This is a genomic window from Chitinimonas sp. BJB300, from assembly GCF_002735695.1.
Lineage (GTDB): Bacteria > Pseudomonadota > Gammaproteobacteria > Burkholderiales > Chitinimonadaceae > Chitinimonas.
This window is the reverse complement of record NZ_PDZH01000066.1, coordinates 1-25,837: the sequence shown is the minus strand read 5'-3', so window position 1 is coordinate 25,837 and position 25,837 is coordinate 1. Positions and strand designations below refer to the sequence as shown.

At 55.4% G+C, this 25,837-nt stretch carries 20 protein-coding genes; 13 read left to right on the top strand and 7 right to left on the bottom strand.

Annotated features, from left to right (window positions below; genetic code table 11):
- Nucleotides 1-187: 187 nt before the first annotated feature.
- Complete coding sequence (locus CSQ89_RS12580; RefSeq protein WP_186293306.1) at nt 188-955, top strand: TlyA family RNA methyltransferase; 768 nt, start codon at nt 188-190, stop codon at nt 953-955.
- 325 nt (nt 956-1,280) lie between these two features.
- Complete coding sequence (locus CSQ89_RS12575) at nt 1,281-2,873, top strand: sensor histidine kinase (RefSeq protein ID WP_099406501.1); 1,593 nt, start codon at nt 1,281-1,283, stop codon at nt 2,871-2,873.
- 96 nt (nt 2,874-2,969) lie between these two features.
- On the opposite strand, the gene CSQ89_RS12570 is transcribed toward CSQ89_RS12575, so the two are convergent.
- Nucleotides 2,970-3,338, bottom strand: coding sequence for a SelT/SelW/SelH family protein (locus CSQ89_RS12570; RefSeq protein WP_099406500.1), 369 nt, complete (start codon nt 3,336-3,338; stop codon nt 2,970-2,972).
- 322 nt (nt 3,339-3,660) lie between these two features.
- Here CSQ89_RS12570 and CSQ89_RS12565 point away from each other — a divergent pair, with 322 nt between their 5' ends.
- Nucleotides 3,661-5,688 carry a site-specific recombinase gene (locus CSQ89_RS12565; RefSeq protein WP_099406499.1) on the top strand — a complete coding sequence of 676 codons (2,028 nt, stop codon included), beginning with the start codon at nt 3,661-3,663 and terminating at the stop codon, nt 5,686-5,688.
- 49 nt (nt 5,689-5,737) lie between these two features.
- Here the strand turns inward: CSQ89_RS12565 and CSQ89_RS12560 are convergent, their stop codons facing one another.
- The 6 genes from CSQ89_RS12560 to CSQ89_RS12535 form a co-directional block, all read right to left on the bottom strand.
- Entirely contained in the window at nt 5,738-6,478 is a 741-nt protein-coding gene (locus CSQ89_RS12560) for a lysophospholipid acyltransferase family protein (RefSeq protein ID WP_099406498.1), read from the bottom strand.
- Between the two features lie 158 nt (nt 6,479-6,636).
- Nucleotides 6,637-9,243, bottom strand: coding sequence for a putative bifunctional diguanylate cyclase/phosphodiesterase (locus tag CSQ89_RS12555; protein WP_099406497.1), 2,607 nt, complete (start codon nt 9,241-9,243; stop codon nt 6,637-6,639).
- Nucleotides 9,244-9,360: 117 nt separating this feature from the next.
- A complete protein-coding gene (gene topA, locus CSQ89_RS12550) occupies nt 9,361-11,664 on the bottom strand; it encodes a type I DNA topoisomerase (RefSeq protein WP_099406502.1) in 2,304 nt (767 codons plus the stop codon).
- Nucleotides 11,665-12,241: 577 nt separating this feature from the next.
- Nucleotides 12,242-12,823 (bottom strand): DUF494 family protein, encoded by a 582-nt coding sequence (locus CSQ89_RS12545; RefSeq protein WP_099406496.1) that lies wholly within the window; start codon nt 12,821-12,823, stop codon nt 12,242-12,244.
- Nucleotides 12,774-13,868 (bottom strand): DNA-processing protein DprA, encoded by a 1,095-nt coding sequence (gene dprA, locus CSQ89_RS12540; RefSeq protein WP_099406495.1) that lies wholly within the window; start codon nt 13,866-13,868, stop codon nt 12,774-12,776. Before dprA ends, CSQ89_RS12545 begins: the two co-directional genes overlap by 50 nt.
- A 267-nt stretch (nt 13,869-14,135) precedes the next feature.
- Nucleotides 14,136-15,209, bottom strand: coding sequence for a LysM peptidoglycan-binding domain-containing protein (locus CSQ89_RS12535; protein WP_099406494.1), 1,074 nt, complete (start codon nt 15,207-15,209; stop codon nt 14,136-14,138).
- Nucleotides 15,210-15,315: 106 nt separating this feature from the next.
- Between CSQ89_RS12535 and def the strand changes: the two genes are divergently transcribed.
- From def to modC, 10 genes are all read left to right on the top strand, one after another.
- On the top strand, nt 15,316-15,819 hold the full coding sequence (gene def, locus CSQ89_RS12530) for a peptide deformylase (protein WP_099406493.1): 504 nt from the start codon (nt 15,316-15,318) through the stop codon (nt 15,817-15,819).
- 96 nt (nt 15,820-15,915) lie between these two features.
- The gene (fmt, locus tag CSQ89_RS12525) at nt 15,916-16,839 is read left to right on the top strand and encodes a methionyl-tRNA formyltransferase (RefSeq protein ID WP_099406492.1); all 924 of its coding nucleotides are present in this window, start codon (nt 15,916-15,918) and stop codon (nt 16,837-16,839) included.
- A gap of 94 nt (nt 16,840-16,933) precedes the next feature.
- Nucleotides 16,934-18,205: a 16S rRNA (cytosine(967)-C(5))-methyltransferase RsmB gene (rsmB, locus tag CSQ89_RS12520; protein WP_099406491.1), complete on the top strand. Its 1,272-nt coding sequence runs from the start codon at nt 16,934-16,936 to the stop codon at nt 18,203-18,205.
- 16 nt (nt 18,206-18,221) lie between these two features.
- Nucleotides 18,222-18,773, top strand: a complete 552-nt coding sequence (locus tag CSQ89_RS12515; protein ID WP_158228986.1) for a DUF4390 domain-containing protein — start codon at nt 18,222-18,224, stop codon at nt 18,771-18,773.
- A 121-nt stretch (nt 18,774-18,894) separates the two neighbouring features.
- The gene (locus CSQ89_RS12510) at nt 18,895-21,066 is read left to right on the top strand and encodes a sensor histidine kinase (RefSeq protein ID WP_099406489.1); all 2,172 of its coding nucleotides are present in this window, start codon (nt 18,895-18,897) and stop codon (nt 21,064-21,066) included.
- Nucleotides 21,059-22,333, top strand: a complete 1,275-nt coding sequence (locus CSQ89_RS23695) for a sigma-54-dependent transcriptional regulator (protein ID WP_099406488.1) — start codon at nt 21,059-21,061, stop codon at nt 22,331-22,333. The genes CSQ89_RS12510 and CSQ89_RS23695 overlap by 8 nt, the downstream gene beginning before the upstream one ends.
- A 437-nt stretch (nt 22,334-22,770) precedes the next feature.
- Nucleotides 22,771-23,157 (top strand): fluoride efflux transporter CrcB, encoded by a 387-nt coding sequence (gene crcB / locus CSQ89_RS12500; RefSeq protein WP_099406487.1) that lies wholly within the window; start codon nt 22,771-22,773, stop codon nt 23,155-23,157.
- A gap of 36 nt (nt 23,158-23,193) precedes the next feature.
- Entirely contained in the window at nt 23,194-23,937 is a 744-nt protein-coding gene (gene modA / locus CSQ89_RS12495; RefSeq protein ID WP_099406486.1) for a molybdate ABC transporter substrate-binding protein, read from the top strand.
- A 9-nt stretch (nt 23,938-23,946) separates the two neighbouring features.
- Nucleotides 23,947-24,624, top strand: coding sequence for a molybdate ABC transporter permease subunit (gene modB / locus CSQ89_RS12490; RefSeq protein WP_099406485.1), 678 nt, complete (start codon nt 23,947-23,949; stop codon nt 24,622-24,624).
- Nucleotides 24,621-25,691 (top strand): molybdenum ABC transporter ATP-binding protein, encoded by a 1,071-nt coding sequence (gene modC / locus CSQ89_RS12485; protein WP_099406484.1) that lies wholly within the window; start codon nt 24,621-24,623, stop codon nt 25,689-25,691. The genes modB and modC overlap by 4 nt, the downstream gene beginning before the upstream one ends.
- Nucleotides 25,692-25,837: the final 146 nt, after the last annotated feature.

Here is a 25,837-nt window from a genome sequence, read left to right as displayed (position 1 = left end):
TACCATCGCCGACAAGCCCGTTGCTGTCGCCGCGCCAAACGTGCTCAGCAAATAGTCGGTGTACAAATCGAGTTCTTTGTTCTTCATGGCGACAGGTTAGCGTATGCACTGCGTAACATCAGTTATTTAAGCTGTTTCCAGCCGTCTTGTCGCGCCACGAGCACCTTCACCCATTAAAATCGGTTCCATGACTGAACTGATCCGCGCTGACCTGCGCCTCACCGAACTGGGCTTGGCCCCCTCTCGTACCGCCGCCCAGCAATATATTGCAGCTGGCCGCGTTTATCTAATCGAAGCCAACCAACGCATCCCGCTAACCAAACCAAGCCAGAAATTATTGGCCGATGCCCTATTGGAAGTAGAGCCCCACCCCGCTGACCGTTTTGTGTCACGCGGCGGCCTCAAACTTGCCGGCGCACTGAGCCATGCCAGACTCGATGTAACAGGCTGGCGCTGCCTGGACGTCGGTATCTCTACCGGCGGCTTTGCCGACTGCCTGCTACAGGCTGGTGCTACCAGTGTAGTCGGCGTGGAGGTAGGCCATGGGCAGTTGCACCCTCGTCTGGCGGCTGACCCACGGGTACAGCAGTTTGAAGGCGTCAATGCCCGGGCGCTGGATATCGCTGCCATCCAGGCTGCCAATGGCGGTAGCGGTTTCGACCTGGCCGTCGCTGATGTATCGTTTATTTCCCTGACCCTGGTCCTACCCGCCTTTGCCACGCTGGTCATACCTGGCGGCCAGTTTCTGCTATTGGTTAAACCACAATTTGAAGTCGGGCGGGGGAACATCGCCAAAGGCGGCATTGTTCGTGACACGGCCTTATACGCTGAGGTACGCACCAAAGTGGAGACAGCCGCAACTGAACTCGGATTACATTGCATCGACTGGTTTGCCAGCCCAATTGAAGGCGGTGACGGCAATCGAGAATTTTTCCTGCAGCTGACCCGCCCCTGACAATACGGCGATCTGGAATGCTTTAGAACCTGTTTACGATCTGTCGCGAGCAGCTGTCAGCAGAGTGAAGCGCAGCGCAGAAACCGGAGTGTACTTTTGTACATGAGGCTTTCGAGCAGCACATGAGCCCTGATCACGGCTGCGCAGCAAGATCGTAAACAGGTTCTTAGTACGGGGACAGATAACGCACATAGCGTCACGCTACACATTAAGCGCAGCTTGTCGACGGCAAATTGACTATAAACCCGGTTAAGTTAATGTGCTGAAGGCTGGGTCGCCAGCGCCCTTCGTGGCACAGACGACCCATAGCAGAAGGACTACCGGCATGGTCAAACAGGTACTTTACCTCGCAGACAATCACGTCGATGCCCAGCAGGTACAGCAGGCGCTAACCCATATCGGCCTGGATGTGGCGCTGAACATCGTAACCACCGCCCAGGCATGTGGCGAGGCACTACAGCGCAATATCTACGATTTGATGATTTCCGAAGCGCCGCCGCAGCAAGGCAACGCGGAGGACACCATGTCGCTAGCGCATCGCTATCAACCCCGTTTGCCATTTATCTTGCTGGTGGACCAGCCCAGTGATTTTCCCGCTTTGGCTGGCTTATGCCATATCGTCGCCAAACACGACCTTTGGACACTCAAATGTACAGCAAAGATATTGCTCGACCCGCCGCCCGCCGAGTCCAGCCTCCAACAACTCCACCTACACAATCGCCTGCAAACTGATTTACTGCTGCTGTCCGAGCAGGTGTCCCAAGCCCGACGGCAGGATGAAATCCTCTCCCTCATACTCAGCGCCGTCCGTAATCTGGCGCTAGCCGATGGGGCCACGTTTATCTTGCGTGAAGGGGAGCAGTCTTACTACGCCGAAGAAGATGCTATTGCACCTTTGTGGCTAGGCCAGCGCCACGTGCTTGCGACCTGCCTGGGCGGGCAGTCCATGTTGCAGGCGCGCCAGATAGCCATTCCCGATATCTATGCCGACCTGAAGATAGCTCACGCGTACTATCGACCCACCTTCGTACGCAGCGTCGTCATGACCCCGGTGTCGCAAACAACCGCGCCACAAGCGGCTATCGGCGCTTACTGGGCGCAACCGCATACACCCGATGCAGCAGCATTGGCACTGTTGCAACACCTTGCCGCCATTGCGGCCCAGGCATTGGCCAATGCACAACGCTATCGTAGCCTTGAACGCACGGTGGAAGAACGCACCGCCCAATTGGAAAACATGAATCATGACCTAGAGTCATTCGCCTACTCGGTCGCCCATGATTTACGTAAACCCCTGACCACCATCAACGGCTTTGGCAACATCCTTTTGCAAGACTATCTGTTGCGTATGCCTGAAGACGCCCGCCTCTATCTGATGAGGATCTGCGGTGAAGCAGCTCGTATCAACGAGCAACTGGAAGACCTGCTGATACTGTTCCAACTATCAAGTTTTTGCGTACAACGCAGCCGCATCAACTTGCATGACATGACACAATCCATCATGACGCAACTGCGTCGGCGCGGGCCGGCACGCCAAGTGGAAGTCAAGATCGCCGATATCATGCCGGCGTATGCCGATGCCGCCCTGGTCAATACGCTATTGGAAAAACTGCTTAGCAACGCTTGGAAATTCAGCAGCCACCGCAGTTTGGCGCAAATTGAAATCGGCGTGCAACCCGATGCCCGGGGCGGTGAGGTGTTTTACATCAGCGACAATGGCGCAGGCTTCGATATGGACCCGCCCGTCCGCTTATTCAGGCCTTTCCAGCGTTATCATGCGGCAGACGAATTTCCCGGTAGCGGCATGGGTTTGGCCATAGCACAACGCATTGTCCATCAGCATGGCGGGCGTATCTGGGCAGAATCGACCCCAGGAGTCGGCGCAACTTTCTTCTTCACCCTGCCGCATACCACTTAGAGCCCGTCTAAAGTCTCGCGAGCTAAGGCAAGATAAGGCGAAAAAAGCCGAGGAAGCGGAGTTTACAAGTGGTAAATGAGCATTCCGAGGGTATTTTCAACGCCAGATTGCCGACGCGCAGCAGACATTAGACAGGTTCTTAGAACTGGCCTTCTCACTCAGAAACGGCCAGCCCTCATCGGTCTGCTTCACATCGCTATGGCCCAGTGGTTTCTGCGGTGCAATCACATCACGTACCCGCTGCTTGAGCACTGCCGCATCCGGAAAGCCCCCATCCGCCTTGCGTTCCCACACCAGCACGCCAGCGGCGTGTACTGTGAATATGCCCCCAATGTCTGGCTGCAAGGCGACCTCACCAATCTCCTGCTCAAAACTGGTTAACAGCTCTTGCGCCAACCAAGCCGCGCGCAGCAACCAGCGGCATTGGGTGCAGTAACGGATTTCGATACGGGCTTTATCGGACATACTTGTACTCACCAACCGGTAGGCCCGCACTATAAACAACCCACTCCGTAACGTGAATATCAGCCTATGGTTGCGACAGAAGATCAATCGATTGCTACCATGCCTATCTGGGAATATATCGGCATGGTGCTTGCTCTGGTATCAAACCGGTTTTTAAAATTCACTGAGATGATGCAATCGTAAGCGTGCTGCCAACGCAATCTGAACCAACACGGGTCAGATTCGGTCCGTAATACTAGTCAACCAAACCAACTGTGCAGGTGGGACGAACTTTATCCCCACCTAGCGCCTCCATTATTCTTTTTATTGCCGAGTGCTGCCTATGAGCCAAAACCTCACGCTGGAAAGTGCCCTGCAAGCCATTGTAGCGACCCAGTCCGACCGCTCGCCAACTGGTCTGGCCGGCCTGATTGCCGCCCTGCGCCCCCACAATGTGACGCAGATCAACCTGGCTACCAACTCCCTACGTTCATTGGCGTGGCTGCTCGACCAGAATGCCGCCTACCGCAGCGCACTTCGCCATTACCTGATGAAATTGGTAAGTAGCCGCCGCCAGTTGCACCTCTACACCGATGCGGGCATTCTTTCCAATGAAGGCGTCTGGAGCGCCTTTCGACGACGCCTGGGGGAAAAGCTGCTTCCCAGCGAATACCGGGATGATTATCTGCGCGACCTGTTTGGCCGGGTGTTCGACCACAAGGACGACTATGAGTGGGTAAACGCAGTCCCCGATGCCGTCTGGTTGGAAGTCTGGCAAGCGCTTAATTTCGCCGAAGGCAATCACGCGCACGACGAGCGCAACACCCAGTTGGAGCTGGTCGAGGCCGCCCAGGTCTTGTCTTATCGCATCTCCGCCATCGGCCTGGAGCCCGAACTGGTGCGCAACTATCCCGCAATAGAGAAATTCGAATCGCCATTTCTGACCCAGAATGTCGAGCTGAGAGACTACCTCGAAGGCTACAAGGCGCAACTGATAGAGCCCAGTAAATCCCGCGAGGATGATAAGGCGGTGTGTGTCCTGCTGGACCAGTGCGACGAAATCGTGATGCGGGTACGCAAAACATCAGCACATGAAGGTGTAAGCGTCAGTCTGACCTATCTGATGGTGCGTCTGTCGCAGCATCTTGAACGCCTGCGGCTGGTGCTCGACCTGCTGGAACAGGAACATTCCCGGCAGACACCAGAACGGGCCGTTCGCTTTTTCAAGCAACTGGTGGAAGCCGAAAATCGCAAGACCAGCCTGCGTGATTTGTTCGCCACCAATACCGACCTACTGGCCCTGCAAATCACCGAGCATGCCGGCCGCACAGGTGAGCACTACATTGCCAGCAACCGGCGGGAATGGTTGGCCATGGCCAAATCCGCCATGGGCGCGGGCTTTATTGTCGGCTTCATGGCGCTGCTTAAGATCTTTACCGCCAAGCTCAAACTCGCGCCCTTGATCGAAGCCTTTGCCTTCAGCATGAACTATTCGCTCGGCTTCATGCTAATTCACATGCTGCATTTCACCATTGCAACCAAACAGCCCGCCATGACGGCAGCCAAGATTGCCGCAAGCATCGAGCGCCAGAGCAAAGCCGGCGACGCGCAGGATGGCTTGGTCGAATTGATTGAAGCCGTCGCTCGGACCCAGTTTGTCGCCATCATGGGGAATGTGCTGATCGCCATCCCTACGGCCCTGTTGATTGCCCTGAGCTTGAAATACGGGCTGGATAGCGAGCCGATCAGCACCGAAAAAGCCTATTCCCTGCTGCACGACCTCGACCCCTTCCACAGCTTGGCGATTCCCCATGCTGCCATTGCCGGCTGCTGTCTCTTCCTGGCGGGCCTTATCTCGGGGTATTACGACAATAAAGCTGTCTACAACCGTATCCCCGCAAGGCTGATGCAGCTGCAATTACCACGCCGGCTGTTTGGTGAGGCACGCTGGCAACGCATCTGTACGTATATCGAGAACAACCTGGGCGCGCTAGCGGGAAATTTCTTCTTCGGCATCATGCTGGGGTCGATGGGCACATTGGGATTTCTGCTCGGCTTGCCGCTCGATATCCGCCATATCACGTTCTCGTCCGCCAACCTGGCTTATGCCGCAGTGGCTTTGGACTTCCAACTACCCTGGCAGATTTGGCTTACATCCAGCGTAGGTGTCTTATTGATCGGACTGACCAACCTTGCGGTGAGCTTCGGCTTGGCGCTGTCGGTGGCACTACGGTCACGACGGATACGCTTTGTAGACAGACGATCGTTGGTCCGCAAATTGTTCCAGCGCCTCCTGCGCTCTCCCCAGCGTTTCTTTATCGCACCCAAGGAGATCGTGACGGCCACGCCAAATCACAAACCAGAGCAATAGATGACAAAACGGGCACCCCCAAAGCCGTGCCCGTTTTTAATTTGGAAAGCTACAGCACGAACGACGGATCTTCACGAAGCAGTTCGGCTTCAATCATGGCATAGACACGTGCCCGCAAAGCTGGCACATCGGCATCGGTCATACCCAGCGTCGAGATCGGCGGCAACCAGCGGAAGATCAACTGCCCTGGCTTGAACAACAAGCGATTATGCAACTGCACCTGGCGCATACGTAGTTGCACAAAGGGTTGAATAGGCGCTTGGGCTGCTATCGCGGTACGAAATGCGCCATCCTTGAAATTCTGCAACGGCGATGCCCCCCGGTTACGCGTGCCTTCCGGGAAGATGAAGATCGGCCAACCCGCCTTTAATGCACCACTAAGGGCTTTTACGCCTGCTCTACGGCTTTCGGCGCAGTCTCGCTCGACCAATACCGCGAAGGTACGGAACATGAAGCCCAGCACCGGCACGCGGGCAAATTCCGCCTTGGCCAGCAGCTTGACCGGCTTGACGCAGGCCATCGCACAAATTGGCATATCGAGTATGTTGCAGTGATTACCTACAATAACCGGCGCGGGCAACCACGCTGCCTGGCCTTCGACACGAAGACGGATGCCGGTAAGCGCGCCCCATACTCTCATCGCATAGCGGTTGATGGTGTAAATCACCGTCAGCTTGCGGCGCTCTGCGAGCAGCATGGCCAGTGGATAGGTAAGCGACACCAACACCAAGCCCATACCAAACATCAGGCCTACATAGACGCTGTAGAAAACGGACAGCAATTTGAGCATGAGACCCGGCGCTTATTTTTCAAAGGGCGGCATTCTGGATGTACTAACGACATTTTGCAAAACCAGGCCGCTAGTCGGCACATCGTCAACAACCGTAAATCTGCGTTTTTTCGCCCCTCAACCACTGCCGGTTGAGCTGCATAGGGACAAGCTGTCGCTCAAATCTTGCCATCCAGGCCCAGTTGCATATGCAACTCACACACACCGGCCGGTATGGGTTCGCTGAATTGAAAGCCCTGCATCTTCTCTACGCCCAAGCCTTGCAAGAACCGGGCGGCTACCAGATTCTCCACCCCTTCGACGATCACCTCCAGGCCCAGTGCATGCGCCATCTGGACAATGGCCTGCATAATACGGCGGCCTGCTTCGGTATTTAGCCGCGAGGTAAAACTCAGATCAACCTTGATCATATCGATAGGCATCTCATGCAGTTGTGAGAGCGACGAGTAACCCGTACCGAAGTCGTCAATCGCAATCTTAAAACCGGCTTCGTGCAAACTACTTAAATGCCGGGACTGGCGAGTATGGTCGGTCAGCGCCAGGCTTTCGGTGACCTCCACAATGATGTCGCTGGTACGCAAGCTGTATTCGCTTACCGTGGCAATCAAGTTTTGCACAAAACGCGGTGAAAAAAGCAGATTGCGCGATATATTCAAACTCAGCCGTTGCTTGAGCCCGCGCTCACGCCAACCACGCAGTTTGGTAAGAGACTGAACGATGATCTGTTCAGACAACTCGCTAATCAACCCTATCTTTTCCGCCATCGGGATAAACAACTGCGGGGTAATCCAACCAGTGCTGTCATCATGCCAGCGCGCCAGGGCTTCCACCTCGGTCACTTCACCAGTCCGGGCATTGACAACCGGCTGGTAGAATACCTGCATCTCATTGTTCAGCACTGCCTGGTTCAACCGTGTCTGCAAGGCCAGGTGTTCACGCCCCGGGCTCTTAAGGTGCAAGACATCGCTATAGAACTGCACATTGTTCCGCCCCATGCTCTTGGCGTGGTACATGGTGCTGTCTGCCGCCCGCAATAAGGCCTCGGCGCTATTGGCGTTATCCGGATAAATCGCCATCCCGATGGAAATAGTCGGGCGCGTCTCAATGCCTTCCACCACTACGCCTTGCCGCGCAATCTCACGCAGGCGTTCCGCCACCGTCGCCAGCGTGTATTGGTCGGGTAAATCGGGCAGCATGACGATAAATTCGTCCCCGCCCCAACGGGCCAATACATCCTCTTCACGCAACACTGAACGAATCTGACGCGCCAGAGTGGCCAACACCTGATCGCCCGCTTGGTGGCCAAAGGCATCGTTGATCTGCTTGAAATGGTCCAGATCGATAAACCCCAGCGCTACGCGGGTGCTATGCCGATTGGAACGCGCCAGCGCCTGATGTAGCAGGTCATCAAGCAGCACCCGGTTCGGCAGGCCCGTCAATCCATCGTACAGCGCCATCTGCCTTATGCTGGCCTCATGCAGATGCGCTGTCGTCACATCGCGCAGTACACCACGCAACCCGACCGCTTTGCCGTTGGTACCCCATGCAGGCAGCAGCTTGGCCTCCAGCCACAATGGGTCGGCACTGGTACGCGTCAGACGAAACCGCACCATCAGCGGCGCGCCTTCGCCCAACACTTCAGCAAAGGCACGGTTCACCTCGGCATGATCCTCGGTATGTATAAAATCGATCAGCGGCTTATCAATATCGACCTGGCCGGCATTTGGGATGGAACGCAAAGTAGCCCAGGCGGCGGAAACACGGCTAAGTACACCCTCTGACGTCAGCTCAATGATGGCTTCTTCCAGCACATCCAGCGTTTCCACCATGGCGCGTCTACGTGCTTCCTCGCGCATCAGCTCGGTTACGTCGCGGATCAACGCCACAGCGTGGCGAGCCTTTCCCGCTTCGTTCAATACGCCTTGCAGCCGCCCTATGCAATAGATTGCGCCATCAAGCCTGGGTAGCGTGAACTCAACCTGCTCCGGTGCATCGTTTGCCAGTGCATTGGGCAGGGCTTGGCTTAGCGCCCATGCCATGTCCTGGGGAAAGGCCTTGTCCAACGTCAAACCGACCAGATTCGCATTAGGCAACGCCGGGTGACCAGACCACACATTGACCACTACGCCATCACCGTTGAGTTCAAACACCATGTCTTCCGTTGCACCCACCAGCGTAGCCAGCCTTAGTGCATTGACCCGCGCACGGCTTTCCGTTTCCTGGCGGACTAGCGCCACGGCCAGGTAATTCGCCAAGGTGGACAGAAACCGGGATTCACTTTCGATGCGCTTGGGCGGCACCTTGCGATAGACCATAGCCAGAAAGCCGATCAGCTCGCCCGCATCCAATAAGGGAAGGCACAATAGGTTCAGCACCCCTAGTGGCGACAACATGATCTGGGTAGCTGGCAGAAGTTCGCTGATGTGCCTTTCCAGTATTAAGCCAGCAGAAAGTGTTTCATGCAGATCACGGTAAAATCGGTAATCAAGTTGGGCGAGACTGTCGGCAACCTGAGCAGGCAGCAGTACCTCACCATTCCAAGACCCGACACGGTTGGCGCGCATGCCCCCAGGTGGGTGCCGATAAAGGACTGACGCATCCGCCTGTGTCGCTTCCGCAATCATCACCAACGCCCGCTCAATACCTTCCTGGCTCGCGTCGGTGATCAGTTGCCCAGCCGCATCCAATGCTTCCAGATAATCATGCGTAGCATTGCGTTGGCTGCGAGTATCGTCGAGCGGCCGACGAGCGTTCATGTCTTTCATCTCCGTAGTCCGGAAAGCACATCTTACTCTCGAAATAACGCCGCCACGGTCTCGCTACTCAGCGAAAACTGCCCAATGTAAATGGGCCCGATCAGCCGATCGAACCCATTCTGATACTTACTCGACGCTCTCAGCCTGCGATGCCAACTGCTCCGGTGTCATCACCGTTTCGGTATGGCCACATTCCTTCTGCGGGCAGACCTTTTCCAACCCACGCCGCTTGGTCGTCTTCAATGTCATGACCGGCCAACCACACTTGGAACAGGCTTCATTGATGGGCGGATTCCAAGTGGCATAAGTACATTTGGGGTAAGTGTTGCAACTGTAGAAAAGCTTGCCATAACGCGACTTACGTTCAATCAACATCCCTTGCTTACAAACAGGGCACCCTACGCCAGTGTCCTTGGGCTTTTCCAATGGCTCGATATGCTTGCACTTTGGATAGTTGGCGCAGCCAATAAATTTTCCGTAACGACCTGTCTTGATGATCAGCTGCCCACCATCGTCAGGGCAAACGCGGTCCTCAATAACCTGGACCGCCTCTTCGGCTTTCTGTTCAGCCGTCTCATTCATATCCCGGGTGTAATCGCATTCTGGGTAACCAGTACACCCCACGAAACGGCCTCGCTTGCCCAGACGTACCGTCAATTGCTTCGCACACTTCGGGCAAGCCTCGTCCAGTGCCTCATGCGTTACTTCCGAACGCTTCAGCGCCTTCTTTTCCTCGATCTGGTTTGAAAAACCAGTCCAGAACTCCTGCATCACCGGTATCCAATCGCGGTCGCCATTGGAAATTTCATCCAGCTTGTCTTCCAGCTTGGAAGTGAACTGGTAATCGACATACTGAGCAAAATGGTCGGTGAGGAATTTATTCACCACCTCACCCGTATCCGTTGGCAAGAAGCGCTTCTTGTCCAGATTGACGTACTCACGGTCCTTCAATGTCTTGATGATGGAAGCGTAAGTCGATGGCCGGCCAATACCGAATTCTTCCAGCGCCTTAACCAAGCTGGCTTCCGAGAAGCGCGGTGGTGGCTGGGTAAAATGCTGCTCGCCAAAGAGCTTATCAACGGGCACTTCCTCACCTGCTTCCAATGGGGGTAGTTTCGCGTGTTCCTCATCCTCCGCGTCATCCACATCTTCTTCATACACTGCCAGGAAGCCGGCAAACACCAATACCTGACCACTGGCACGAAACATTGCTTCTCCAATAGCGATATCGACGCTGGTGGTATCAAACCGTGCGGGCGCCATTTGGCTGGCCAGTGTGCGCTTCCAGATCATTTCATAAAGCTTGAACTGCTCGGCGCTCAGGAATGCCTTCACTGAAGCAGGCGTACGCAGAATCGACGTAGGCCGAATCGCCTCGTGTGCTTCCTGGGCATTCTTGGATTTGTTTTTGTAGGTGACCGGCTGGGCCGGCAACGACTCGGCATCGAAATTGTTACCGATAAACGCGCGTATCTCAGCCAAAGCCTCGTTCGCCAATGCGACCGAGTCGGTACGCATATAGGTAATCAAACCCACCGTGCCATCCGCCAGCGCAATACCTTCGTATAGCTGCTGCGCGGTACGCATGGTTTTGTCCGTCGTCATGCCGAGCTTGCGCACGGCCTCCTGCTGCATGGTCGACGTGGTGAAGGGGGCTGTAGGGTTACGACTTTTGCGCTTCTTTTCAACATGGGTAACGGCAGCGGGCTTGCCTTCGATCGCCTTGAGGATCTCAGCCTGGCTGGCCTCGTTCGGCATATCGAACTGTTCCAGTTTCTTGCCGCGCCACTCATTCAACCGAGCGCCGAATTTGGTCCGCCCTTTATGGCTATCGAGATGGATCGACCAGAACTCCTGCGAAACAAAAGCGCGTATTTCCTTTTCACGCTCACAAATCAAGCGCAAAGCAGGACTTTGCACCCGGCCGGCAGAAAGGCCGGAGCGTACTTTCCGCCACAACAGCGGCGAGAGATTGAACCCGACCAGGTAATCAAGGGCGCTACGGGCTTGCTGAGCGTTTACCAGATGCGCATCCACATCTCGCGGGTGCGCAACGGCCGCCAGCACTGCCGACTCGGTGATTTCGTGAAAAACCACCCGCTTGACCAACTTATCGTCCAAGGCTTTCTTACCGTTGAGTATCTCCAACAGATGCCAGGAAATCGCCTCACCTTCGCGATCCGGGTCAGTTGCGAGGTAGACGTTCTTGGCAGCCTTTGCTGCAGAAATGATGGCATCCACGTGCTTGGCGTTCTTGGCGATGATCTGATACTTCATCGCAAAATCATGCTCGACATCCACCGAGCCATCTTTGCGAACCAAGCCACGCACGTGACCATAGGAGGCAAGGATCTCAAAATCTTTGCCCAGGTATTTTTTCAATGTCTTCGCCTTGGAGGGCGATTCAACAATCAGTAAGTTATCGGCCATGCGGGCTCCGCGAGTGGCGGTTTCATTCAACATAGAAAAGCCTGGGCAGGTTTGCCCAGGCAGGAACATATCCTTAAGAACCTGTTTCCGCTCTGTCACGAGCAGCCGTCAACAGGGTGAAGCGCAGCGCAGAAACCGGAATGTACTTTTGTACATGAGGCTTTCGAGCAGCACATGAGCCCTGATCACAGTTGCACAGTTAAGATCGTAAACAGGTTCTAAGAAACTGTTCGCTTTTTAACGGCGCTCACCAGCCAAGTTTCAAACACTGCCAAAACCGTCGTGTATATCCACACACTACGGCTTTTTGCTGCGCTTTAACCAACCAAGAGCCGCTCGTTATGATCGCGAACAGATTCCAATAGGAACAATGTAGGCGCGGGTACGCTATTTTCCAATTACCCACGCCAGGGAATATCACTGAACACAGCGCTCAGAACTTGTTTACGATCTGTCACTAGCAGGCGTCAGCGGGGTGAAGCGCAGCACAGAAACCGGAATGTACTTTTGTACATGAGGATTCTGAGCAGCACATGAGCTCTGATCACGGCTGCGCAGTAAGATCGTAAACAGGTTCTCAGTGCATAGCGACATCTGACTCGCTGAATAGCAACTCTTCAATCAAGAGATTGGCCAAGTCATTGCCTTGCCGCCACAAAACCATCAGTGCAACACGCTTTACCGCTTCATCATCAACCAACTGCGCATTACTTTGCATCAACTGATCAATCAGCAACTCACGCTGGCCGGCGCTAAGCGCACCTGAGCTCGACAAATAATGAAACAACGACTGGGCTTCCGCGGCCAACCGGCCGGCCTCCCGCGGATGCAGTACGCGCGGCAACAGCTCGCCACTATCCAGCGCAGCGTAAGGCGCCAAGTTGAGTTGGTCAAATTCAGACAACCAGTCCAGCGCCTCATCGATTTCTTCCTCATCGAAGCCAGCGGCAGACAGCTGTTTTGCCAGTGCACTACGGTCAGGATAGTCGTCCAGCGAAACAGATTGTTCGAAGAGAAAAGCGAGCACATCGAACATGGGGAAAAAAGACCTCGATAACAGGGTAAGACGGGCTGTCACCAGACAACTTTCTCTGCGATGCAGCCGCAGGTCAGACAAGTCGTTGGTAACGCCCCCCAGGGAGTTTGGCCACTTTGCCATCCAACTCCAGCGTCAACAGGATCGCGTAGCTCTGCTCGGGCGTCAAGCCAGCTCGGTGGGTCAGCGTATCAATATCGACAGGGTCATACCCAAGCACTTCAAGCAGGGCCGCGGCTTTCGGGTCAGTCGACCCTTCTTCATTCGTACAAAGCGAGAGTGGCAATATCGGGTATGACTCGCTATCCAGTTCATCGAGAATATCGGCGGCGGTTTCGACCAGCTTGGCGCCTTGTTTGATCAATAAATGACATCCCTTGGCAACCGGTGAATGAATGGAACCCGGAATCGCAAATACCTCACGCCCTTGTTCCGCCGCCTCACGCGCAGTAATCAATGACCCACTTTGCAATGCCGCCTCAACCACCAAAACCCCCCGCGCCAAGCCCGAAATAATACGGTTCCGGCGCGGAAAATGGCCTGGCTTTGCCGGCGTACCAAGCGGAAACTCGGAAATAATGACGCCGGTACGCGCAATTTCGTGTGCCAAGGCATGATTACGTGCCGGGTAAACAATATCAAGCCCTGTACCCACCACGGCAATCGTGGAGCCCGGCCCCATCAAACCTCCACGATGCGCCGCGGCATCAATACCCAGTGCCAAACCAGAAGCAATACACCAACCGCGCAAGGAGAGCTCTCGCGAAAACGCTTCCGCATTCTGAACACCTTGAGGCGTGGCATTACGACTACCGACAACAGCGACGCTCGACCGACTGAGCAACGCAGTATTACCTTTAAGATATAGAAGCGGGGGAGGATCTGCGATTTGCAACAAACGTGGGGGATATTCCGGGTCAGACAGAGTCAACAACCGGTTTTCAGGTATGCCCAACCATTGCAGGCTACTTTCCAGCAACGCAGGCACTGGGCCTTGTTTAAGCGCCTTGGCCAGCTTGGTTGGAATGTATTTGCCCAGTGCAGCGAGGCTGGCATCCAAAGCCTGCGCAGGTGTACCAAATGCCGAAAGCAAGCGCACGGCATAAGCGGGGCCCATGCCGTGCACCAACATCAGCCTTAGCCAAGCCTCGCTATCTTGATCTCGCATTCAACCCTTTAGTTCCTATTCGCCCTATTGCTACGCATCAAAGATAGCGAACGGGTTCTTAGAACCTGTTTAAAGTCTGCTGCGCGTCGGCAATATGGCATTGAAAACACCCTCGGAATGCTCATTTACCACTTGTAAACTCCGCTTCCTCGGCTGTTTCCGCCTTCTCTTGCCTTAGCTCGCGAGACTTTAGACACGTTCTTAGCCAAAAAATATAGCGATCGAACCTGGTCGATCGCTATATTTCCCCACCAAGTTACAGTTACATCAGGGATTACGTACCTCGTCGAGCAGGTTGACAGGCTGCGTGCTGTTCAAGACCAGGCCATAAGCCAGTTTTGGGAACACCTGATAAATGAATACAAAGCCGTTTTTCTCGGCTGGAGCCAACTTGGTGGGCTCACTCTTGCTTTCCTTTCGCACCTCCCGCGGTGCTTTGAATGTCTGCAGCACATGGCCCAGCACAATGCCCTCACGTTCACCCTTATTGATCACAACAGTAGTGTAAGGGCCGGCATCGTTCACACCACCATATGTGGAAATAACCTTACCGCGCACATCCGTATCTGGCACACGCGGCACATAGTTAGGGAACTCACGACGAGGCTTCAGGATCAGCCGGTCATTGATGGAGACCTCTTGGACCACACGCTGGACCTTCAGCGTGCTAACTTCGTCCACGGCGAGGACATCTGCATCACCTACGTAGTTCACCTGATAGCCAAGTAATTCCTTCGTATCCGGGTCAAGAATTTCCTTACCGCCGCTGAATGCCTGCCAGGTTTCGCCCCGATTGCCCGTTAAATTGACGGCATACACGGTGTCGCCTGTCGACATCACGACGTGGTTATCTGGCCCCAACGCGACACGCGGCGCATTTTTGAAGGACTGCTCATCTACGATCAGCGGTTTGGACAGATAAGGTTCAATAGCCTGAGCCGGTATCGTTGCCGCAGCTTGTGAGTCAAATTGAGTAATACGGATGCGCGGATCCAATTTCATGTTCGCACGCAGGCCATCGTTGTTTTTATTCCCCAGCAGACGCAAACGCGGACTCCCGCCGCTGGTATCAAGCACGATCACATCACCGGGGTAAATCCAGTGGGGATTCTTAATCTCATCACGATTCATGTTCCAGATCTGCGGCCAGCGCCACGGGTCTTTCAGGAACTTCCCGGAAATATCCCAGAGGGTGTCGCCTTTGACGACCACATAACGTTCAGGCGCGTTGTCCTGTAGACGCAGTTCGTCGGCAATAGCCGGGAAGGTGATGGTCAGCGCTATAATGGCGCCGGATATCAGTCGGGAAATGAGCGAAGTACGGGTTGCTGGCAGGGGCATTGTCCAAGTCCTTGTTTGACTGCAGCTTAAACACGGCAATTATGCCGAGTGCATTTAAACCGATTGTTCAAATTCTGCATTCAAATACTTAAGCTAGCAAGAAAATATGGCGATTCTGAATATCCTGCATTATCCCGACGAGCGTTTACATAAAATCGCCCGCCCTGTGGAAAAAGTCGACGACGAAATTCGTCGCCTCATCGACGATATGGCCGAGACGATGTACGAAGCGCCCGGCATAGGCCTTGCCGCAACGCAAGTAGATGCACACGTGCGGTTGATTGTGATCGACATCAGCGAAGAAAAAGACGGATTGTGCGCTTTCATTAATCCTCGAATTATCTCTGCAAACGGCCAAGTACTCTCTGAAGAGGGCTGCTTATCCGTACCCGGCATTTATGAATCGGTTGAACGTGCTGAACACATTGTAGTAGAAGCGCTGGATCGCAATGGCCAACCTTTTCAAATCGAAGCCACCGGCCTCTTGGCAAATTGTATTCAACACGAGATCGATCACCTGGACGGTAAGGTATTTGTTGAAAGACTTTCCCGTCTAAAACAAAGTCGAATTCTTAACAAACTGAAAAAAAACCATCGAAAGACAATGTAGTAAATTGATCGTGTAAATCAAGTCGGCCGGCTCTAAAGTCGGCCGACTTGCTTAATACCGTCTCGCATTTTGCTTATTGCTAGAACAGGTTTTCCCATGAAAATAATTTTCGCCGGTACGCCCGAATTCGCTGCATCTGCATTACAAGCTTTGCTTGATGCCGGCCATGAAGTAGTGATGGTACTTACACAACCCGACCGTCCCGCGGGGCGGGGAATGAAACTATTGGCTTCGCCGGTTAAACAATTGGCGGAACGCCATAACATCACTGTTTATCAACCGGAAAAGCTACGTACAGCCGAGCAACAGGCTCCACTAACGGCTGTTGATGCTGAAGTAATGGTGGTGGCTGCCTACGGCATTATCCTGCCGCAAGTAGTACTTGATATGCCGCACCTGGGCTGTCTGAATATCCATGCTTCGCTGCTGCCGCGCTGGCGTGGTGCTGCGCCCATTCAGCGTGCCATTCAAGCCGGTGATACCGAAACGGGCATCACCATCATGCAGATGGATGCGGGCCTTGATACCGGAGCGATGTTGAGCAGGCATGCCGTACCGATTACCAATGCAGACAGTACCCGTAGCCTGCATGACAAATTAGCGGAGTACGGTGCCCAAGCCATTGTCGCCGCATTGCAAAACCTGCCGTTGCTGCAATCAAACGCCACCCCTCAACCTGTAGCCGGCGTGACCTATGCGGAGAAAATCCGCAAGGAAGAGGCTGGCATCGACTGGCAGATGCCCGCTGCCGACATCGTATTACGGCTAAGAGCATTCGACCCCTTCCCCGGCTGTACCACCCTCCATGGCGACACCTTGATCAAGTGCTGGGCCGGCACAGCAAGCAGCGAGCAAGGCGTACCCGGCACCGTGTTGGCCGTAGATGCACAGGGCATTCTGGTAGCGGCGGGCAAGGGAGCTGTGCGCCTTACCGAACTACAACGCCCAGGTGCCAAACGCCTTGGTGCACGAGACTTCCTGGCCGGCGGCAAATTACAGGTAGGCGAAATACTGCGCTGAACAAAACCCCCAATTTTAAAAGCGACATCACCGTACAAGACGATGTCGAAGAGTCAATCGGGTGTTGCGTCACACCGAATTTAGGAAGTACATCATGCTTTTGAGTCAGCGCTTTGCCAGCGAAGCCGTAGCCGCCGTTCTGGCCGGTCGTAATCTATCCGACGTCCTAGCGCGCCAGCGTCAGCAAAATACAACGCTGGAAGCACGCCAGCGCTCGGCTATCCAAGACATTGCCTATACCACCTTGCGCCACTACGGTGAAATCGACTTTGTGTTGCGCCAATTGCTTAAACGGCCCGATACCGACCCTGCCATACGCAGTCTGCTCGCTACCGGTATTGCACAACTGGCCTGGGGTCGCGCCGCACCCTACGCGGTAGTCGACCATGCTGTCCAAGTCGCCAGCCAGCTTAACAGCGGCTTTGCCAAAGGCATGGTCAATGCCGTGCTACGCAACTTTCTGCGGCAGCAGGATGCCCTGATGGCGATGGCCGGCAAAGACGAAAAAGCGCGCTGGAATCATCCCGCCTGGTGGGTTGCAGCCATGCGCAGGGCCTATCCACAGGAATGGACAGCCGTATTGCGCGCCAACAACCAACATCCGCCAATGAGCTTGCGCGTCAACAGCCGCAAAACCAGCCAGGATGCTTATCTTGCACAACTGCAAGCTGCCGGGTTGGAAGCCATTGCCGTCGATAGCGCAGGTATCTTGCTGGACAAGCCTGTACCAGTGGATCAACTACCCGGCTTTTTCGAAGGCCTATGCTCGGTGCAGGACTTAGGTGCGCAGTACGCAGCGCAACTCGTCGATGCAGCCGCCGGTATGCGTGTCCTTGATGCCTGCTGCGCTCCAGGAGGCAAGACCAGCCATCTGCTTGAACTGTCGGATATTTACCTCACCGGGCTCGACGTTGATGCAACAAGGTTACAACGGGTGCAAGGGAATCTCGACAGGCTGGGTCTGAAGGCGAATCTAAAGCAGGGGGACGCCAGCAAACCATCTGAATGGTGGGATAACCAACCATTTGACCGCATTTTGGCCGATGTGCCGTGTTCGGCTTCCGGTGTTGCGCGACGGCATCCAGACATCAAATGGCTACGCCGACCTGCTGATTTCGCACAATTTGCCGCGCAGCAAGCAGCTATGCTAGATGCATTGTGGGGCTGTCTAAAGGCCGGTGGTACACTGCTTTACGCTACCTGCTCGGTATTCCCGCAGGAAAATCAAGCGCATATCAGCGAATTCCTGGTACGACATCCCGATGCCCGGCAGCTTCCCCTGCCATCACATTTACCGGCCAGTGGCCAACTGTTGCCCAACGACCGCCACGATGGCTTTTTCTACGCACTGCTTGCCAAGGCTTAAGGTTACCCGCTGGGTAATGCGTTTATGCGTCTGCTTTTGGCTGGCGCAAGCCGCGGCCAGTACTATCGAGCTGGAAAATAGTTCGGGGCTTGAACGCGATGGCCAACTCAGTGTGGACGCTCGTTTCATCGTCAACCTGGACGCCGTGCATGAAAGCGCGCTGCTTTCCGGGATACCGCTGACCTTCGCGGTAGAGTTCACGCTGACCGAGCCACGCTGGTACTGGGCATGGCGGCGCGTAACCGACTGGTTCGACTCCAGCGCCCGCCTCGACTTCAAACTGTCTTACCATAGCCTCACCCGCACCTACCGGGTTGGCGTTGGCACACTCTACCAAAGCTACGACACACTCAACAGTGCATTGCGGGGACTGGGGGTTGTGCGTGAATGGCATATTGCCGAACGTGGCTCGGTCACCCGTAGGTTCGACAGCCGCTTTGCTGGCGAACTGACGATGCGGCTAGACCAAGACAGCCTACCCAAACCGCTGCAATTGAGCCTGATTGGCGACGCGGACTGGCGGCTGGAAACCGAACCCACCAGGATTGAATTTCACGAAGCCCGTTAGCGCCGTTTTACTGCTTAACAGCTTCTGTAAAGACCTCAGGAACGTTGATACACCTCATTTGATTCAGGCACGCTGATGCAATCTTTTCTCACTTCCCACGCAAGCAAGGCTTACCACATTCATGCGTAATACCTTGGTATTGCTGGGCTCCCTCGCAGCTATTCTTTTGTTCCTCCTGGCTACCGCCAGTAGCAATACCACACTCTTCGGCCAGTACTACGAGTGGCTGGTCGGCCTAAATGCACTGATGGCAGCCGGCCTCACTGCCATTGTCGGTGCACGGCTGCTACGCCTGCGCCGACAGGTAACCGCCCGATTGTTCGGCTCGCGGCTGGCGTGGCGGCTAACACTGATGTTCGCGCTGGTTGCTGTACTGCCGGGCGCATTGGTCTATACGCTGTCCGTACAGTTCCTGACCAAATCCATCGAAACCTGGTTTGATGTGCGCGTAGACAACGCCTTGGACAGTGGCCTAAACCTGGGCAGCAGAGCACTCGACTATTCGCTGGATGACTTGATGCAGAAGGCACGGGTCATGTCTGGCGAGCTCGCAGGGGACGTCGGCCCCGAAGCGCTCGCCACCCTCACCCGCCTGCGCGAGCAAGCCAATGTGCAGGAAGCCACCTTATTCAACGCGCGGGGCAGAGTAATCGCCCACGTCGGCGACGAACGCGCCAATCCTGTCCCCCTCGTGCCTGAGCGCGCAATTCTCAAGCAAGTGCTGGCGCAATTGCCTTACCGGGCACTGGAATCCACCCCGGACTATGGCTTGAGCTTACGGGTGATTGTGCCGGTCAACCCCAACTACAGCAGCAAAAACAGCTTCGGCCCCGAAACGCGTGCCCTACAGCTGATTCAGCCCGTACCAAAAAAGTTGGCGGAAGATGCTGAAAAGGTTGAGAAGGTACGCAATGCCTATAAGCAGCTATCGCTGTCCCGCAGCGGCCTCAAGCTCAACTATGGGCTGACGCTCACGCTGGCTTTGCTATTGGCGCTGCTGGCAGCCGTCGTGCTGGGTATGTTCCTATCGGAAAAACTGGCCGCACCACTGACGGTGCTCGCAGCCGGCACCCGCGCCGTCGCACAGGGGGATTACTCGCAGGTGCAGCCCATCGTCAGCCAGGATGAGCTCGGGACGCTGACCCACAGCTTCAACCGAATGACGCGCCAGCTGGCCGAAGCGCGCGACCAATTGGAACAGAAACAGCAGGAAACCACCGCCGCCAAGGCGTACCTGGAAACCGTGTTGGGCAGCTTGACTGCCGGTGTACTGACCTTTGACGAACGCTGGCGTCTGCGTGCTGCCAACCTGAGCGCCGCCAATGGACTGCATGCCGAGATTGGCCTTCTGGATGTAATGCGTCTGCCGGATTGGCCAGAAACCTACCCACATCTGGCAAGCTTTGCCGCCGGCCTGCTATCCGCCTTTGAAGAAAACAGCGGGGAATGGCAGCGCCAGCTTGAAGTCAGCTTTGATGGCAATAAGCGCATCCTGTTGGCGCGTGGCGCCAAACTACATGAGTCACAGGGACGCCCCAGCGGCGCAGTGGTGGTGTTTGATGATGTAACCGACTTGTTACGCACCCAGCGTGATGCTGCCTGGGGGGAGGTCGCCAAGCGACTGGCGCATGAAATCCGCAACCCGCTCACCCCGATCCAGCTTGCGGCAGAACGCCTTGAACACAGACTGGCCGAACAGTTGGATGAAACTGGACGCAATGTGCTGATTCGTTCCACCCAGACCATCGTGGCCCAGGTAGGGGCGCTGAAACGCATGGTGGATGAGTTCCGCGAATATGCACGCCAACCCTCCACAGTATTGGCGCCTGTCGATGTAAAAGCCTTGCTGGATGAGGTTTTGGTCCTTTACGAAACCGCGCCTATCGAACGTGAAGACCTTAGCGAAGGCCCGCTGTGGGTACTCGCCGATGTGACTCAACTACGTCAAGTTGTGCACAACCTGCTCAAGAATGCCCAGGAGGCTGCCAGTGGCGATTTGCTCGTTCGTATACGCCTACGTACCGAACAACGCCGGAACGCGGTACGATTGTCGGTAGAAGACAACGGTCCTGGCTTTGATGAGGCGATTTTGCAACGTATATTCGAGCCTTATGCAACCACCAAGCTAAAGGGCACCGGTCTTGGGCTGGCCGTGGTGAAAAAGATTATCGACGAACATCACGGTCAGATAGCTGCTTTTAACGTCGAACCGCACGGCGCTTGCGTGCGGATCGATCTGCCATTGGCAGAAGGCAATACGCAAATCGCATCAGGGGAGAGCACGCGTGGGTAGTAACGACATTCTGATCGTTGACGACGAAATCGGTATTCGCGAGTTGTTGTCGGAAATTCTGCAAGACGAGGGTTATCGGGTGGTGGTAGCCGAAAATGCCAAGCAAGCCCGTCAATATCGCAACCAAGGCCGACCATCACTGGTACTACTGGATATCTGGATGCCAGACACCGATGGCGTAACGCTGCTCAAGGAATGGGGTAGCAACGGCCAACTGACCATGCCTGTTGTGATGATGTCGGGCCACGCCACAATTGATACCGCGGTGGAAGCAACGCGCATTGGTGCTTTCGATTTCCTGGAAAAGCCAATCGGCCTGCAAAAGCTGCTGTCTACCGTCAAACGGGCACTCAAGCATGGTGAAGTACAACCCAAGGTGGCAGAGAACTCGCTCGCCGCACTGGGTAAGAGTCCTCAGGTATTGATCCTGAAAAAGCAACTGGACCAGGCGCAGAATCTTGCCATGCCACTGCTGTTGACTGGCGAACCCGGCAGCGGCTTTGTCGCCTGCGCGCGTTACCTGACCCGGGCAACCGCTTCGTTTGTCGCGCCAGACAGCCAAGATGCGCTGGTGGAAAGCGGTGTGGACCTCGTCGTACGCGCTGCCAACGGCACCTTGTTCCTGCGCGACATAGGCCACTACGAACGGCGTGCCCAGGCAGCATTGGTCAGCCTCTTGCCCAAGCTTGAAAAGCACAATGTGCGCTTGATCTGCGCTACCTCGAAAAGCCTGCCAGAGCTGATCGACCGCTTCGATCCGGCACTATTCACCTACTTGTCGCAGTTGGTCGTGCCACTGCCAGCCCTGCGTGAACATCGCGAGGACATTCCGGAATTGGCCGAGCACACGCTGGCAAGCGTGATCGAATCGAACAAGATCGGCCCACGCCGTTTCACGTCCGCTGCGCTTAATGCATTACGCCAGCACGACTGGCCGGGGAATCACGAGCAGCTGCACAACATCGTCAAGAGCCTGGCGATGACGTCAACCGACAGCGATATCGACGCGGTGCCGGTAAGCCGGGTGCTGGCGCAGTTTTCGCCGCCACGCGCCCAGGCTATGTCGTTGAACAGCCCACAGTTCAATTTCGACCAGCCATTGCGCGACGCGCGTGATGAGTTCGAGCGGGCTTATTTCGAGCACCATATTGGTCAGGAAGGCGGCAATATGAGCCGGGTGGCTGACAAGGTAGGCTTGGAACGCACGCACTTGTACCGCAAGCTAAAGCAGTTGGGCGTGCAAGTAGTGAAGCGACCACGCGCCTAGAGCCTGTTTCGATCTGTCACGAGCAGCTGTCAGCAGAGTGAAGCGCAGCTCAGAAACCGGAGTGTACTTTTGTACATTTGGATTTCGAGCAGTACGTGCGCCCTGTTCACAGCTGCGCAGTAAGATTGCAATCAGGTCCTTAGAACCTTTCTAAAGTCTCGCGAGCTAGGGCAAGATAAGGCGAAAACAGCCGAGGAAGCGGAGTTTACAAGTGGTAAATGAGCATACCGAGGGTGTTTTCAACGCCATATTGCCGACGCACAGCAGACTTTAGACAGGTTCTTAGGGCCAGCCAAGCCTGTGGTACAAACCCCTAGAGCCTGCTCATGATCGATCCTGGGCAGGCTCTATACACATACAATACCTACCAACGTCAGCGAACTCCATCAGCCCATGCATGGCGACGCTTCTCAAGGCCTATCCCGGAGCCACCTTCAATGTGGTTAGCGATTGCCGCCATCTCGCTCGGGGCGGCGTTAGGTGCATTAGCCCGCTGGGGACTTAGCCTTTGGCTCAATCCCTTGCTCCCCAACCTGCCCCTGGGCACCTTGACCGCCAATCTGTCGGGCGGGTATCTGGTGGGCTTGGCCCTCGCTTTCTTCAGTTCCAACACCGCCTTACCGCCTGAATGGCGATTATTCATCGTCACCGGCTTTCTGGGCGGCCTGACCACCTTTTCCACTTTCTCCGCAGAGGTGGTGGATATGTTGCTCAAAGGGCAGACAGGTTGGGGGCTGCTCACTGCCGCCGCTCATATGCTGGGCTCCTTCGCCATGACTGCCGCGGGTATCTATTCCATGCAGTTGATGTCGCGTCCAACTTAAAACTGTTGCTTGACGACAACACCCCAAGAGGCGCTAATGAGCAAGATAGTAAGCATCACAATCTGCTGCTGGCTGGCCAGCTCGGTCCATGCCGACGAAGTCAGCATCGCCGTCGCAGCCAACTTTCAACAACCCATGCAACAGATAGCGCGTGCCTTTGAACAAACAAGCGGGCATCGCGTCATTATTTCGACCGGCGCTACCGGTAAGCTGTATGCACAGATCGTTAATGGCGCACCGTTCGAAGTATTGCTTGCCGCCGACAATGAAACGCCTGAACGCTTGGAAAAAGAGGGGCTCGCCGAGCCCGGCCGCCGCTTTACCTATGCCATCGGCCGCTTGATTTTATGGAGCGCCAAACCCAATGGCGTAGACACCAAGGGGGAAATACTGCGTACCGGTGATTTCCAACACCTTGCCGTCGCCAATCCAAAGCTAGCGCCGTATGGCCGTGCCGCAATGGAAACGCTGCAAGCACTGGGCATCGCCAACCAATTCACCGACCGATCCGTCACGGGTGAGAGCATCGCGCAGACCCACCAGTTCATTGCCACAGGCAATGCTGATCTAGGCTTTGTTGCCATGTCGCAGGTTTATGAGCAAGGCAAGCTGGTCAGCGGCTCTGCATGGCTGGTACCAGACAACCTGCACCATCCCATTCGCCAAGATGCCGTGCTATTGAAAAAAGGGAATGATCGACCCGCAGCCAAGGCTTTGCTGCAGTACCTGCGCGCAGATGCAGCGCGGAAGATTATCAGCAGCTACGGCTATTCATGGTGAGCCGCCACCATGTTGCTTGGGGCTGACGATTGGTCGGCCATCGGGCTGACATTTAAGCTGGCTTCGCTTACCACTGCGCTCTTGCTGCTGCTCGGCACACCGCTGGCATGGTGGCTAAGCCGCTCCCAGCATTGGTTCAGCAAAGTGATTGGCGCAGTTGTCACACTACCACTCGTGCTACCGCCAACCGTTTTGGGTTTCTACCTATTGGTTGCGCTGGGTAGCCAGGGGCCGCTAGGCCAACTGACTATAGCACTCGGCTGGGGTCTGTTGCCATTCAGCTTTAGTGGGCTCTTGCTGGCATCGATGCTCTACTCGTTGCCCTTCACCATCCAACCCTTGCAACAAGCCTTTCAAGCCATAGGCAATACACCGCTGGAAGCGGCAGCGACACTACGCGCGTCTCCACTTGATACCTTCTTCACTGTCCTGCTACCTCTGGCTAAGCCGGGGTTGATCACCGCCACCGTGATGACCTTTGCCCATACGGTAGGCGAGTTCGGTGTGGTGTTGATGATAGGGGGCAACATCCCAGGCAAAACCCGCGTTATCTCGGTGCAGCTGTACGACCATGTGGAAGCCCTGGAATATACCCAGGCGCATTGGCTGGCTGGGGGCATGCTTTTGTTCAGCTTTACGGTGTTGTTGGGGCTGCAGCTATTGCAAAAGCGCGGAGTGGCACGATGAGCCTGCACGCCTACATGCAATTGAAACGAGGCCCATTTTGCCTCGATGCCGAGTTTGCCTTACCCGACAGCGGAATAACCGTCCTATTCGGCCCCTCAGGTTCGGGCAAAACAACCTTGATGCGGTGTCTGGCTGGCCTAGAATTGGAGGCGAAAGGTCAGATCCAACAAGGCGACACTTTCTGGCAAGACAGTTCCCGTGGCATCTTCCTGCCCTGCTGGCAACGTGGCATTGGTATGGTGTTTCAAGATGCACAGTTGTTTCCGCATCTTAATGTCCGCGGCAACTTGGCTTTTGGTTACCAACGCACTTCGCCCGCTGCTCGCAAAATCGATTTGCAACATACCATCGATTTACTCGATCTCGCGCCACTCCTCGCGCATCGTCCACCACAGCTTTCCGGCGGCGAACGCCAACGGGTAGCCATTGCCCGTGCCTTACTCACCTCACCATCCTTACTGCTACTCGATGAACCTTTGGCCGCCCTAGACCAAGCGCGTAAGCAGGAAATCCTGCCTTATCTGGCCCAACTACAGCAGCAACTCGACCTGCCCATGGTCTATATCACCCACGCCATGGATGAAGTCAGCCGGCTGGCTGATTACTTGGTTTTGCTCAATGAGGGCAAAGTGCAAGCGCAGGGAGAATTATCAGCAACCTTATCGCGGCCCGATTTACCCAGCATCTTCGACGAAGAACTCAGCGTTATCCTGGAAACCGAACGCCTGAGCACAGACACACACTACAAACTGGCCCGCCTTGGCTTCCGCGGTGGAGAACTACTGGTGCCAGACGTCCCACAGCAAGGTACAAAACGCCGCGTCCGTATCTTAGCCCGTGATGTGAGTCTGGCCTGTAGCGCCCACAGCGATATCAGCATCCTCAACCGCCTGCCCGCCACAGTACGTAGCATCTCCCCCGCAAGCCATCCCGCCCATGTATTAATCAGCCTTGATATCGGCGGCAGCCTCCTATTGGCACGCATCACCCATTACTCACTCGATAAGCTCGGCATTGCGCCGGGCAGCCAGGTTTGGGCGCAGATCAAGTCGGTTGCGCTACTTTAATGCAAAGGTCTTCTAACATTAGTAACTGATGTTACGCAGTAGCTGCGAGAAGCAGCTGTAACTGATCATAAGCCGCGCGGGAGGCGTTGATCAGTAACTTGCGGCAAAGTGCGAATGGGTTCTTCTGCGTCTTGATGCTCAGGCAT

Excerpts from the sequence above, each read along its gene's own strand:
- dprA (WP_099406495.1), bottom strand. The coding sequence starts at position 13,868 with ATGCGAGATCAAGATAGCGAGGCTTGGCTAAGGCTGATGTTGGTGCAC.
- rsmB (WP_099406491.1), top strand. The coding sequence starts at position 16,934 with ATGCTTTTGAGTCAGCGCTTTGCCAGCGAAGCCGTAGCCGCCGTTCTG.
- CSQ89_RS12570 (WP_099406500.1), bottom strand. The coding sequence starts at position 3,338 with ATGTCCGATAAAGCCCGTATCGAAATCCGTTACTGCACCCAATGCCGC.
- CSQ89_RS12555 (WP_099406497.1), bottom strand. The coding sequence starts at position 9,243 with ATGAAAGACATGAACGCTCGTCGGCCGCTCGACGATACTCGCAGCCAA.
- CSQ89_RS12510 (WP_099406489.1), top strand. The coding sequence starts at position 18,895 with ATGCGTAATACCTTGGTATTGCTGGGCTCCCTCGCAGCTATTCTTTTG.
- CSQ89_RS12545 (WP_099406496.1), bottom strand. The coding sequence starts at position 12,823 with ATGGCAAAGTGGCCAAACTCCCTGGGGGGCGTTACCAACGACTTGTCT.
- crcB (WP_099406487.1), top strand. The coding sequence starts at position 22,771 with ATGTGGTTAGCGATTGCCGCCATCTCGCTCGGGGCGGCGTTAGGTGCA.
- modB (WP_099406485.1), top strand. The coding sequence starts at position 23,947 with ATGTTGCTTGGGGCTGACGATTGGTCGGCCATCGGGCTGACATTTAAG.
- CSQ89_RS12560 (WP_099406498.1), bottom strand. The coding sequence starts at position 6,478 with ATGCTCAAATTGCTGTCCGTTTTCTACAGCGTCTATGTAGGCCTGATG.
- modC (WP_099406484.1), top strand. The coding sequence starts at position 24,621 with ATGAGCCTGCACGCCTACATGCAATTGAAACGAGGCCCATTTTGCCTC.
- modA (WP_099406486.1), top strand. The coding sequence starts at position 23,194 with ATGAGCAAGATAGTAAGCATCACAATCTGCTGCTGGCTGGCCAGCTCG.
- topA (WP_099406502.1), bottom strand. The coding sequence starts at position 11,664 with ATGGCCGATAACTTACTGATTGTTGAATCGCCCTCCAAGGCGAAGACA.
- CSQ89_RS12575 (WP_099406501.1), top strand. The coding sequence starts at position 1,281 with ATGGTCAAACAGGTACTTTACCTCGCAGACAATCACGTCGATGCCCAG.
- fmt (WP_099406492.1), top strand. The coding sequence starts at position 15,916 with ATGAAAATAATTTTCGCCGGTACGCCCGAATTCGCTGCATCTGCATTA.
- CSQ89_RS12515 (WP_158228986.1), top strand. The coding sequence starts at position 18,222 with ATGCGTTTATGCGTCTGCTTTTGGCTGGCGCAAGCCGCGGCCAGTACT.
- CSQ89_RS12535 (WP_099406494.1), bottom strand. The coding sequence starts at position 15,209 with ATGCCCCTGCCAGCAACCCGTACTTCGCTCATTTCCCGACTGATATCC.
- CSQ89_RS12580 (WP_186293306.1), top strand. The coding sequence starts at position 188 with ATGACTGAACTGATCCGCGCTGACCTGCGCCTCACCGAACTGGGCTTG.
- CSQ89_RS12565 (WP_099406499.1), top strand. The coding sequence starts at position 3,661 with ATGAGCCAAAACCTCACGCTGGAAAGTGCCCTGCAAGCCATTGTAGCG.
- def (WP_099406493.1), top strand. The coding sequence starts at position 15,316 with ATGGCGATTCTGAATATCCTGCATTATCCCGACGAGCGTTTACATAAA.